The organism is Roseobacter phycocola (genome assembly GCF_042055075.2).
Lineage (GTDB): Bacteria > Pseudomonadota > Alphaproteobacteria > Rhodobacterales > Rhodobacteraceae > Roseobacter.
On sequence record NZ_CP194010.1, the window covers coordinates 2096345 to 2107987 of the forward strand.

The following is an 11643-nucleotide window of genomic DNA, read 5'->3' on the forward strand; positions in this document are numbered from 1 at the left end:
CCGATCCGTTGTTTGTCCTGTGCGCAGGCTACGATGGGAAGGTGGCTGAAAAAGGGCGGCGTCAGACCGTCCTGCCGCTCACCCGCCACCCGGTCGGTTTGGGCAGCGCTGCCTGCCGTATTGCAACGCTGTCGTGCACCCGTTCCGAACTGTCCTGAAGCGACAGGCGCGGACGGCGCGACACAAGCCAGCGCCCGTGCCCCCGGAAGGTGCCAAGCATCGGCGCGGTCGCGTCCCGTGCAAACCGCTGGGACCAGCCGGCGGGCAGCGGCAGACCGCGTTTCTGCGCCTGCTCCAGCATCCAGACCAGTGGAATATTGGCCAGCGGCCGCGCCGGCTCATACCCGCCCAGCTGCCCGCCCACATCACCATGGGTGCCGGGAAACCACAGCTGCTCCACACGCCCCGGATACCCTTCGGGCGTTGTCCACAGAACCGGTGAATAGGCCACACGCGTCTCGTCCAGCGCCAGCGCCTGATACCCCGCCCGCACGTTGTGGCTCAGTTCATGGTTATGAAACGCATGCTTTTTTTCAGAGAGCCGCCAGAGCCAGGGCATATTGATGCCCAGCGATTTGACCGTATCCCAGACGCCGATCATCTCGATCTCCGTCACATCATGACAATGCATCCTGGAAAACACGCCCGCCGCGTCGCTGGACGGATCATTCTGGTAGTGCCGGTAAACCTCGCGGATATTGCGCTCGGTCGCCTCTTCGGCGCGCAGCAGCCCCACCAGATCAATCACGCCCGCAAGGCTGCGCACCGCGTAGGCCCCGCGCGAATAGCCCAGCAGGAAAATCCGGTCGCCCGGCCGGTAGCGCGAGGCGAGATAGCCATAGGCGCGGCGGATCTGGCGGTTGATCCCCCGCCCCATCATCACATCCAGCGCAGACCGCCAGCTGCGCCACTGCACGCCCGGCTCATAAAACAGCGACACCTGATGCCCCGTTTCGCGCAGCAGCTTATACGCCGTGCCCGCATTGGTCTCACAGCCGGGCTCCAGCGAAGACAGCGTGCCATCCAGGATCACCACATGAATAACGGGACCCCGCCTGGGGCCGAAATCGCTGGCCGGACGGCGCCATAGACGCGTGCCCAGCCAGTCGACTACTCCGTTATTCCGCAGCGATACCCTCACTGTTCAGAAGCTCCCATACTTTGTGCGGCGTAAAGGGCATGTCGGCCTGACGTACCCCCCGCGCCCAGAGCGCGTCCTGCACCGCATTGGCCACAGCGGCCAGCGCACCCACGGTGCCTGCCTCGCCACAGCCCTTCATCCCCATGACGTTCGCCGTCGATGGTACCGGTTCAGACGTAAATGAAATATTGGGCACGTCATCGGCGCGCGGCAAGGCGTAGTCCATGAACGATGCCGTGAGCAACTGGCCGTCTTCATCATAGACAACATGCTCTGTGATTGCCTGGCCGATCCCCTGAACAACCCCGCCATGCACCTGACCTATGGCCAGCATCGGATTGATAAGATTGCCAAAATCGTCAACGACAGTATAACGGTCCACAGCGGTCACTCCGGTCTCCGGATCCACTGTTACCTCTGAAATATGGCAACCGTTGGGAAAGCTGCGGGCCTCCAGCTTTGCACGTGCCTCATGGCGCAGCAGATCATCGCGGCCCGCGCTGCGGGCCATCTCTGCCACCTCCAGCATCGTGGGCGTCAGGTTCGACCCCTCGGCCCGGAACCGTTCATCATCAAAGGTGATCTCTGACGCCGGAACGCCCATTTCGTCCGCCAGAAACGCCGTAAAGGTCTCTGTCATAACTGAAACAGTGGCCAGCGTGGCATTGTTCTGCACAGTGACCGAACGCGACCCGCCGGTCCCGCCGCCCTGGGCGATCCGGTCGCTGTCACCCTGCACAACACTGATCCGGTCCGCCGGAATCCCTGTCTGATCCGACAGGAATGTCGCATAGACCGTCTCGTGGCCCTGACCTGTGCTTTGTGTGCCGACATAAATCGTCACGGTGCCGTCCTCGTTGAATTCGACGCATGCGCCTTCCGAAGGATCGCCCAGAATACTTTCAATATAGTAACAGACGCCGATCCCCCGCATCAGACCGCGCGCAGCATCCGCGTCGCGGCGTGCCGCAAAACCCGCAATATCGGCCTCTGCCTCGGCCCGCGCCTGCACCCGGCCAAAGTCTCCCACGTCATAGGTTTCGCCGGTCGCCGCCTTATAAGGAAACTGATCCGGACGGATGAAGTTGATCCGGCGCAGCTCGAACGGGTCCACCCCCAGCTCGCGCGCCGCCCGGTCCATCAGCCGCTCCAGCACGTAAATCGCTTCGGGCCGCCCCGCCCCGCGATAGGCATCAACCTGCACCGTGTTGGTGTAATACCCCTCCACCTGCAGCCAGGTGGTCTGCACATCGTAACAGCCTGCCAGAACCCGGCTGAAGAGCTGCGTCTGAATGGGCTGGCCGAATTGCGAATTATAGGCCCCGAGGTTACAGCGCGTGCGCACACGGTACGCCGTGATCTTATGGTTCTCATCGAATGCAAATTCGGCAAGCGATGTCAGATCGCGCCCGCCGTTGTCACTCAGCATCGCCTCCGTCCGGTCAGACGCCCAGGCCACCGGCCGGCCCAGCGCGCGCGCGGACTGCGCGCACAGGAAATACTCTGGGTAGGCAAAAGCCTTCATGCCAAAGCCACCGCCCACATCAGGAATGGTCACGCGCACCGCTTCCGGGTCCAGCTTCAGCGCTTTGGCCAGCTGCGCCTTGTGCGCCCAGACCCCCTGTGCGCCCAGCGACACATGCAGGCGCGCGCCGTCCCATTCCGCAAAGCACCCGCGCGGCTCCATCGCGTTACAGATGATCCGGTTGTCGCCCACATCGAGGGACACGGTGCGCGCCGCCGCCTCAAACGCCGCCTCAGTCGCGGCCTCATCGCCCATGCCCCAGTCAAACGCCAGGTTCTGAGGGGCCTCGGGATGGATCACCGCATCGCCCGGGCCGACGTCCATATGCGCGTCCAGATCATCGTACTCCAGTTCAATCAGCTCGGCGGCATCGCGCGCCTGATCCAGCGTTTCCGCCACCACAAAGGCCACCGGCTCGCCCACGAACCGCATACGTTCCTTTGCCAGGATCGGGCGCAGCGGGTTCGCCCCATCCGTGCCATTGCGGTTTTTCACAACGCTGGCCTGCATGGAAATGTCCATGCCCGCCGCCTCCAGGTCCTCCACGCTCAGCACCAGGTGCACCCCGGGCGCAGCACGCGCCTCTGAGAGGTCGAGACCGGTGATCACGCCATGTGCCACCGGCGCGCGGAACACGAACCCGGTCAGCGCATTTTCCGGCGCAATATCCGCGACATAGCGGCCCTGACCGGTCAGAAAACGTGTATCCTCAACCCGAACAACGGGCTGCGATCTGCCAAATTTATCCATGGGGGGGGCTCCTTCGGGGCGCGGGGTGGTGGTGCTGTGTCAGCAGGGTGTCGCGGACACTCAGCCGGCAGGACGGGTCCCGCCGATCTCCTTCATATAGTCAAGAAGCCAGCTGCGAAAAGCCCTTGCCGCCGGTCTCATCGCATTGCGGTCCGCGCAGACCAGAAAATAGCGGTCCGTGCCGGGCACGGCGATGTCCCCGCCACAGGGTACCAGGCCCGACTGCCGGACCACCAGATCGCTCGCCGGCGCCCGGGCGAGCATGACGCCTGCGCCCTGTGCCGCCATCGCCGCCGCCATCACAGTACTGTCCGCATGGATCAGTTTCAGCGGGGCGAGCGGCTGGCCCAGCTCATGCATCACATGCCGCCAGCCCGAACGGTGCGTGGCCACCTCTATCAGTGGTGCTGCGCCCAGGTCGCCAGGGCTCGCAATCTGCGCCGCCAGTGCGGGGGTTGCCACCGGCTGCAGCGTCTCGCCCAGCAGCGGGTCATAATCCCGCCCGAACTGCCCGGGCGTGCCGAAAACGATCTGCAGGTCGCTGTAGCCAGCGTCAAAATCCGAAGCTGCATTGCCCGTGTTCAGCGTCAGGCGCACGTGGGGGTGCCCGGCGTGAAATCTGTTCAGCCCACCCGCCAGAATACCATGCGCAAAGAGCAGCACCGAGCGCACAAAGACCGGCTGCTCTGCCCCGCTGCCGAAAATACCGGTTGTGGCTTCCTCGAGCAGCCCCAGCGACTGCTGTACCGTCGGCAGGTAGGACCGGCCCGGATCGGTCAGTGTCACCGAATGTGCGCCCCGCTCGAACAGCTGCGCACCCAGACGGTCCTCCAGCGCTCTGATCTGCTGGCTGACCGCTGCCGCCGAGAGGTTCAGCTCCTCCGCCGCCCGGGCAAAGCTTTCCGTGCGGGCCGCCACTTCGAAAACACGCAGCCAGTTGAGCGAGGGAACGCGGGACATGGCCCAAGGCTAAGTTAAACTTGGCCTCAGAGGCAAGAGGCACCGTGCTGCATTCCGCGTCATTGCTGCCAAGGTGCACCGCAACCATATAGGAGGAACCCGATGCCACCCCCGATCCCCCTTGAAAACGGCCGCCTCACCGAAGCGCAGTCCGCGCGGTACCGCCGGGATGGATATCTCTTTCCCATCCCCGTCATGTCTGCTGAGGAAGCAGCGGGCCTGCGGGACGGGCTGGAAACCCTGGAACGCGACTGGCTCGACAGCGATCTGCCGCTGCCGCTGAGCACTTACAAACGGGTCAACGCGCATTGTGTGATGCCGCTGGCCTGGCAGATCGGGCACCATCCTGCCATTCTTGATGTGGTCGAAGGCGTGATCGGGCCGGACATCATGGTCTATTCCGTGGAGTTCTTCATCAAAGAGCCGCATACCCGGCATATCGTTTCCATGCACCAGGACCTGACATACTGGGGTCTGGGCGAGATTGACGGGCTGGTCACGGCCTGGCTGGCGCTCTCGCCATCAACGCCCGCGTCCGGCTGTATGGATTTCGTGCGGGGCAGCCACAGAAACCCGATCCTGCCGCATGAGGACACGTTTTCAGACGACAATCTGCTCTCGCGCGGCCAGGAGGTGCGGGTGGATGTGGACCCGGACGACAAAGTACCGGTGGAAATACACCCCGGGCAGATATCGCTGCACCACGGGCTGATGATCCACGGCTCGGGGCCCAATACCACGGACGACCGGCGCATCGCTGCCGTGATCCGGTACTGCAGCCCCGCCATCAGCCAGCAGGTGGGCGACCGGGACTTTGCCGTGCTCGCCCGCGGCCAGGACCGCTTCGGCCATTTCGACAGGTTCGATGCCCCTCAGGCCCCCTTTACGCCCGCCTCGCTTGCCACCTACGATGAAATCCGGCGCGCCCAGGCGGCAACGATGATGAAGGGCGCGGACAAAAAAGGAGATCTCTACGCATGATGGACAGGGTCAGCTTTACACAGATGAAGGATGGCACGGCCGAGGATTATGCCTTCCTGACTGAACACGAGACCGAATACACCCGCGGCACCGCCGACCGCCTGCTGGAGGCGATGGTGAGCCTGGATGCGAGCCTGTCGGGTTATCAGGTCACGCGCCTTGGTCATTCGCTGCAGTCGGCCACCCGGGCGGAACGGGACGGTGCGGATGTGGACTGGATCGTTTCTGCGCTGCTGCACGACATCGGCGATATCTACGCGCCCTATAACCACGACGAATATGCGGCGACCATCCTGCGGCCCTTTGTGCGCGAACAATGCACCTGGGTGGTCGAAAAGCATGGTGATTTCCAGATGATCTACTACGGGCACCACGTCGGCGCAGACCCGCACAAACGCGACAAATACAAGGGCCATGCCTATTTCGACGATTGTGCGGCGTTTTGCGAACGCTGGGATCAGGCGAGTTTTGATCCGGATTATGACATGCTGCCACTGGAGCATTTTGCACCGATGGTGCGGGCGGTCTTCGACCGCGCCCCCTATGACCCGGAGGTCATTCGCCCGGGCGTGCGCGTGCCGCTGGTGACCCGCTGATACCGCAGGACAAGGGCCTGGCGCAGGCCCGCCCATCGAGGGCGACCCTGCGCCGCCCGGCGTTGCCGGGGGTGCTCAGCACCAAAAGACGGCGCAAACTGTCCGGCTGACCTTTTCCTCCGCCGCGCCTTCGGCTAGATGAACGCCCAACGCGGACAAAGGATACCGTCATGGCGCTCGACAAGACATTTGACGCAAAAGAAGCCGAAGCACGGCTCTATGCTGCCTGGGAAAAAGCCGGGGCTTTCAAAGCCGGGGCCAATGCCTCGCGCGACGAGACCTTTTCCATCATGATCCCGCCGCCCAATGTGACGGGCTCTCTGCACATGGGCCATGCCTTCAACAACACGCTGCAGGACATCCTGATCCGCTGGCACCGCATGCGCGGCTTCGACACGCTCTGGCAGCCCGGCACGGACCACGCAGGCATCGCCACCCAGATGGTCACCGAACGCGAGATGGCCGCCAATCAGGAACCGTCACGCACCGAAATGGGGCGTGAGAAGTTCCTCGAAAGGGTCTGGGAACAAAAGGTAAAATCCCGCGGCACGATCATTGGCCAGCTCAAACGTCTCGGCGCCTCCTGCGACTGGTCGCGCGAAGCTTTCACCATGGGTGGCGCCCCGGGCGACCCCGAGGCCGGCACCGGCGCGCCGAACTTCCACGACGCCGTCATCAAGGTCTTTGTTGATATGTACAACAAGGGCCTGATTTACCGCGGCAAGCGGCTGGTGAACTGGGACCCGCATTTTGAGACCGCGATCTCTGATCTGGAGGTCGAAAACATCGAAGTCGACGGTCACATGTGGCATTTCAAATATCCGCTCGCGGGCGGCGCCACCTATGAATACATCGAGAAGGATGAGGACGGGAACGTCACCCTGCGCGAGACCCGCGACTACATTTCGATCGCCACCACGCGACCGGAAACCATGCTGGGCGACGGCGCGGTAGCAGTTCATCCGTCAGATGAGCGTTACGCGCCAATAATCGGAAAACTCTGTGAAATTCCCGTTGGTCCGAAAGAGCATCGCCGCCTGATCCCGATCATCACCGATGACTACCCGGACCCGGATTTCGGCTCGGGTGCTGTCAAGATCACCGGCGCGCATGACTTCAACGACTATGAGGTCGCAAAGCGCGGCGGCATCCCCATGTACCGCCTGATGGACACCAAAGGGGCGATGCGCGCCGACGGGGGCCCCTATGCCGAGGCCGCCGGCATCGCCATGGCCGTGGCGCAGGGAAGTCAGACCCTGTCGGAAGCTGAAGCCGATGCCGTGAACCTGGTGCCGGACGAGTTGCGCGGGCTGGACCGTTTCGAAGCGCGCAAACGCGTGGTCCAGCAGATCACCGATGAGGGGCTGGCCGTCATGCAGGTCCAGCCGGTCATCGACCCCGAAGACGGCCAGGAAAGCAGCCGGCTGGTACCGCTGGTCGAGTCGAAGAAGATCATGCAACCCTTTGGTGACAGGTCCAAAGTCGTGATTGAGCCGATGCTCACAGACCAGTGGTTTGTGGACACAGCACAGATCGTGCAGCCCGCGATTGACGCGGTCCGGTCGGGTGAGACAGAGATCTTCCCTGAGCAGGACAAAAAGGTCTATTTCAACTGGCTGGAGAACATCGAGCCTTGGTGTATCTCGCGGCAGCTCTGGTGGGGGCATCAGATCCCGGTTTGGTTCGGCCCCGCACCAGAAGATGTTAAGCACTTCGCTTCCGACCCCAAGTCTTACCCCGTTGGCAAGCCGATAGAAATTTGCGCGGCCAACGAGGTCGAAGCAATTGAAATGGCAAAAACTATATACGGTGGTGACGTGCAGATATTCGCCACCAACGATGGCTTCGCGCATGTTTCTGGACCGACCGGAGGGCCAGCGGAGGTAACGATAGGGCGCGACCCCGACGTCCTTGACACCTGGTTCTCCTCCGGCCTATGGCCCATCGGCACGCTGGGCTGGACGGGCGATGCAGAACAGGATACGCAGAACGACGCACTACAGAAATACTTCCCCACCTCCACGCTGATCACCGGCTTCGACATCATCTTCTTCTGGGTCGCCCGGATGATGATGATGCAATACGCCGTGGTCGGACAGAAGCCCTTCGACACCGTTTATGTGCACGCCCTCGTGCGCGACGAGAAGGGCAAGAAGATGTCGAAGTCGTTGGGCAATGTGCTCGACCCGCTCGACATGATCGACGAATATGGCGCGGACGCCGTGCGCTTTACGCTCACCGCCATGGCCGCCATGGGGCGTGACCTGAAACTCAGCACCGCTCGTATCCAGGGATACCGCAATTTCGGCACTAAACTGTGGAATGCATGCCGCTTTGCAGAGATGAACGAAGTCTTTGCCCATCGTACGGCGCGCACCGACGTAATACCGACGTCATACCGACCCGAAACCGACGTGACACAGGCGGTCAACAAATGGATCATCGGTGAGACGGCAAAAGTGCGCGAAGAGATCGACGCGGCACTGCAGAATTACCGGTTCAATGACGCGGCGAACGCGGCCTACGCCTTTGTCTGGGGCAAGGTCTGTGACTGGTATCTGGAGCTGTCGAAGCCGCTGCTGCAGGACGATCAAAACACTGAATTTGCTGCGGAAACCCGTGAAACCATGGCCTGGGTCCTGGATCAGTGCATGATCCTGCTGCACCCGGTCATGCCTTTCATCACCGAAGAGCTCTGGGCCGCGACAGGCTCCCGCGAGGGCATGCTTGTACACGCGGACTGGCCCGCCTACACAGCCGGCGAGCTGGTGGATCCGGACGCCGACCGCGAAATGAACTGGGTCGTCTCCCTGATCGAAGCCATCCGCTCCGCCCGCGCGCAGATGCACGTGCCGGCGGGCCTCTATGTTCCGCTGATTGTCACCGACATCGACGCCACGGGCCGGGCAGCATGGGACCGGAATGAAGCGATGATCAAACGGCTGGCGCGGGTCGAAGACCTGACGACGGCAGACAGCTTCCCCAAGGGGACCGTATCGCTTGCCGTCCAGGGGGCTTCCTTTGGTCTGCCTCTCGCGGAGATCATTGATATCTCGGAGGAAAAAGCGCGCCTTGAAAAGTCACTGGGCAAGCTTGCGAAAGAGCTGGGCGGGTTGCGCGGGCGCCTCAATAACCCGAAATTCGCCGCCTCTGCACCTGCAGAAGTCGTGGAGGAAACCAGGGCGAACCTGGCCCTGCGCGAAGAGGAAGAAGCACGTCTGAACGAGGCGCTCGCGCGGCTGGCGGAACTGGGCTAAACTGCGTGCATGCGCAGTTTTCGTTCACTGATTGAGCAGCAGATCGCAAAGGCCAGGGCGGCCGGGCAATTGTCCGGACTGGAAGGCGAAGGCAAACCACTGCCGGAACGGCCCGTGGAAACCAGCGAAGAGGCCGCACTATCTGCAGGCATACGGATCATGGCCGAAGCAGGCGCCCTGCCGGAAGAGTTTCGGCTGAAGAAGGAGCTTGATGCTGTTCGGGAAACCTGTAGCGCATGCCAGAGCGACGCAGAGCGCGGTAAGCTGATGCGGCGCATTGCAGACCTTGAACTCAGATACGGCATCGCACAGGAAGCGCGAAAAAAGTTCATGAAATAAGTCGGTTAAGATATTTGCAAACAAGTCATCTGCATTTTGCAAATAAGACACCAATCACTTAAAAACAGGCGCCCGACCTGCAAATTGCGCCGCGACCACTTCCATCTGCTCTCGCGTCCCCAGAAGCCGGGCCTGCGCTTCCGCTTCGGCGATAAGGACCTCTCCTGGCGTCATGTCACGGACGTCGCCCATCAGTTTTTTGGCCGCACGAATGGCTGCCGGACTCTTCGCGGCAATCTGTTCCGCCAGCGCCTCGGCTGCCACCAGCGGCTTGTCTGCAATGGTTGTGACCAGCCCCCAGGTTTCCGCCTGCGCCGCACTGACCGGGGTCGCTGTATAGACAAGCTGGCGCATGACGTCATCGCGGACGAGCGACGGCAGCAACAGCATGCCGCCCATATCCGGGATGATACCCCATTTCATTTCCATGACCGCAAGCTTCGCATCAGGCGCCGCAATCCGGATATCAGCCCCCAGAGCCAGTTGCAGACCGGCGCCGAATACAGAGCCTTCGAGCGCGGCGATCACCGGCATTTCCAACCGCCTCCAGGACATCACAACTTCCTGCCATTGGTTCGTGGTGCCCTGTCCATGCGTGCGCGGTACGATCAGCTCCTGCATGTCCTTGCCGATCATGCTGCCCAGACTGCCCAGATCAATTCCCGCACAGAAAGTGCCCCCGTCTCCTGACAGAACCACTGCCCGCGCGTCAGATGCCGCAACGACACCTGCCGCGGCAATGATGCCGTCGATCATCGCCTGATCCATCGCATTCTTCTTGTCCGCCCGCGTCAGCACGACGTGAGCAATGTGATCTGTGACCGTTACGCCGACCCGGGACATTGCCTGCTCCTTTATGCTGACGCCAGAAAACCGCAGTTGCAGCACCATTGCCAGTGAAACGTCGGGGCAAACGACAGACTTGCTCAAACCGCCAGGCTGGTTTTAATAGAGGCAATGACACACTTTCGACTGACATCGCTGGCCGCTTCGCTGCCCGACACAGTACCCTTCGTCGGCCCCGAGACCCAGGAGCGCAGCCGCGGGCATCTGTTTGATGCCCGTCTTGGTGCCAACGAAAACGTCTTTGGCCCTTCACCCAGCGCGATCCGTGCCATGGCTGAGACGCCGCAGTGGATGTATGGCGATCCGGAAAACCACGATCTGCGATACGCGCTGGCTGATCACTACAGCATCAGCCCGGATATGGTCATGGTCGGTGAAGGCATCGACGGGCTGCTCGGATATCTGGTACGGCTCATGGTCGGCCCCGGCGATGCGGTTGTGACTTCTGACGGCGCTTATCCCACGTTCAATTATCATGTGGCAGGCTTTGGTGGCGAACTCCATAAAGTGCCTTACAGGCGCGATCACGAAGATCCGGTGGCGCTCTTCCGAAAGGCCGCGGAAACGGACGCCAAACTGGTATATCTGTCCAATCCCGACAATCCGATGGGCAGCTTTATCAAGGGCACCGAACTGCTGGAAGCGCTGGATCACTTGCCCGAGGGAACGCTTCTGGTGCTGGACGAGGCATACATTGAATGTGCACCGGATATTGCCGAAATCCCGCTGGCCTGGGATGATCCGCGCATCATCAGACTGCGGACTTTCTCCAAAGCCTACGGGCTGGCCGGTGCACGGGTCGGGTATGCTATCGCTGCACCTGAACTCATCGCGGCGTTCAACCGTGTGCGGAACCATTTTGGCATGAACCGCGCGGCTCAGGAGGGCGCGCTGGCAGCTCTGCATGATCAGACCTGGCTGCGGTCAGTGCTGGCGCGCATCGTTGCCTCGCGTTTCCGGATCATGGAGACCGCGCGCGACTGCGGGCTGAAGCCCCTGCCCTCTGCGGCGAACTTTGTCTGTATCGACTGCGGGCATGACGGCCCGTTTGCGAATAAAGTGCTGGATCATCTGGTCGACCACGGGGTGTTTGTACGCATGCCGTTTGTTGCACCGCAGAACCGCTGCATCCGGATCAGCTGCGGTACGCCCGCACAGATCGAAATTCTGGCCGATGCCCTACCACAGGCGCTGCGGAAAGCAGAAATTAGCTGACGGAGAGGCGAATGGTCCTATACTGTTTCAAAG

General features: G+C 61.9%; 9 protein-coding genes. 5 read left to right on the top strand and 4 right to left on the bottom strand.

Annotation, left to right across the window (positions count from 1 at the left end):
• Positions 1–61 precede the first annotated feature (61 nt).
• Genes AB4K19_RS10300 through AB4K19_RS10310 form a run of 3 tightly spaced genes read right to left on the bottom strand, consistent with a single transcriptional unit; the run spans position 62 to position 4376 of the window.
• The gene (locus AB4K19_RS10300; protein WP_436397489.1) at positions 62–1141 is read right to left on the bottom strand and encodes a DUF2235 domain-containing protein; all 1080 of its coding nucleotides are present in this window, start codon (positions 1139–1141) and stop codon (positions 62–64) included.
• Complete coding sequence (locus tag AB4K19_RS10305; RefSeq protein WP_375228290.1) at positions 1119–3416, bottom strand: xanthine dehydrogenase family protein molybdopterin-binding subunit; 2298 nt, start codon at positions 3414–3416, stop codon at positions 1119–1121. The genes AB4K19_RS10300 and AB4K19_RS10305 overlap by 23 nt, the downstream gene beginning before the upstream one ends.
• 60 nt (positions 3417–3476) lie before the next feature.
• Complete coding sequence (locus AB4K19_RS10310; RefSeq protein ID WP_375228291.1) at positions 3477–4376, bottom strand: LysR family transcriptional regulator; 900 nt, start codon at positions 4374–4376, stop codon at positions 3477–3479.
• A 102-nt stretch (positions 4377–4478) separates the two neighbouring features.
• Between AB4K19_RS10310 and AB4K19_RS10315 the strand changes: the two genes are divergently transcribed.
• From AB4K19_RS10315 to AB4K19_RS10330, 4 genes are all read left to right on the top strand, one after another.
• Complete coding sequence (locus AB4K19_RS10315; protein ID WP_375228292.1) at positions 4479–5357, top strand: phytanoyl-CoA dioxygenase family protein; 879 nt, start codon at positions 4479–4481, stop codon at positions 5355–5357.
• On the top strand, positions 5357–5953 hold the full coding sequence (locus AB4K19_RS10320; protein ID WP_375230875.1) for an HD domain-containing protein: 597 nt from the start codon (positions 5357–5359) through the stop codon (positions 5951–5953). Before AB4K19_RS10315 ends, AB4K19_RS10320 begins: the two co-directional genes overlap by 1 nt.
• 170 nt (positions 5954–6123) lie before the next feature.
• Positions 6124–9210 carry a valine--tRNA ligase gene (locus tag AB4K19_RS10325; protein WP_436397491.1) on the top strand — a complete coding sequence of 1029 codons (3087 nt, stop codon included), beginning with the start codon at positions 6124–6126 and terminating at the stop codon, positions 9208–9210.
• 9 nt (positions 9211–9219) lie between these two features.
• The gene (locus AB4K19_RS10330) at positions 9220–9549 is read left to right on the top strand and encodes a DUF1992 domain-containing protein (protein ID WP_375228294.1); all 330 of its coding nucleotides are present in this window, start codon (positions 9220–9222) and stop codon (positions 9547–9549) included.
• 54 nt (positions 9550–9603) lie between these two features.
• Here AB4K19_RS10330 and AB4K19_RS10335 read toward each other — a convergent pair whose 3' ends face one another.
• Entirely contained in the window at positions 9604–10392 is a 789-nt protein-coding gene (locus AB4K19_RS10335) for a crotonase/enoyl-CoA hydratase family protein (RefSeq protein ID WP_375228295.1), read from the bottom strand.
• A gap of 114 nt (positions 10393–10506) precedes the next feature.
• On the opposite strand from AB4K19_RS10335, the gene AB4K19_RS10340 reads away from it, so the two are divergent.
• Positions 10507–11610 carry a pyridoxal phosphate-dependent aminotransferase gene (locus AB4K19_RS10340; RefSeq protein ID WP_375228296.1) on the top strand — a complete coding sequence of 368 codons (1104 nt, stop codon included), beginning with the start codon at positions 10507–10509 and terminating at the stop codon, positions 11608–11610.
• Positions 11611–11643 lie beyond the last annotated feature (33 nt).

Excerpts from the sequence above, each read along its gene's own strand:
- AB4K19_RS10305 (WP_375228290.1), bottom strand. The coding sequence starts at position 3,416 with ATGGATAAATTTGGCAGATCGCAGCCCGTTGTTCGGGTTGAGGATACA.
- AB4K19_RS10310 (WP_375228291.1), bottom strand. The coding sequence starts at position 4,376 with ATGTCCCGCGTTCCCTCGCTCAACTGGCTGCGTGTTTTCGAAGTGGCG.
- AB4K19_RS10315 (WP_375228292.1), top strand. The coding sequence starts at position 4,479 with ATGCCACCCCCGATCCCCCTTGAAAACGGCCGCCTCACCGAAGCGCAG.
- AB4K19_RS10320 (WP_375230875.1), top strand. The coding sequence starts at position 5,357 with ATGGACAGGGTCAGCTTTACACAGATGAAGGATGGCACGGCCGAGGAT.
- AB4K19_RS10325 (WP_436397491.1), top strand. The coding sequence starts at position 6,124 with ATGGCGCTCGACAAGACATTTGACGCAAAAGAAGCCGAAGCACGGCTC.
- AB4K19_RS10330 (WP_375228294.1), top strand. The coding sequence starts at position 9,220 with ATGCGCAGTTTTCGTTCACTGATTGAGCAGCAGATCGCAAAGGCCAGG.
- AB4K19_RS10335 (WP_375228295.1), bottom strand. The coding sequence starts at position 10,392 with ATGTCCCGGGTCGGCGTAACGGTCACAGATCACATTGCTCACGTCGTG.
- AB4K19_RS10340 (WP_375228296.1), top strand. The coding sequence starts at position 10,507 with ATGACACACTTTCGACTGACATCGCTGGCCGCTTCGCTGCCCGACACA.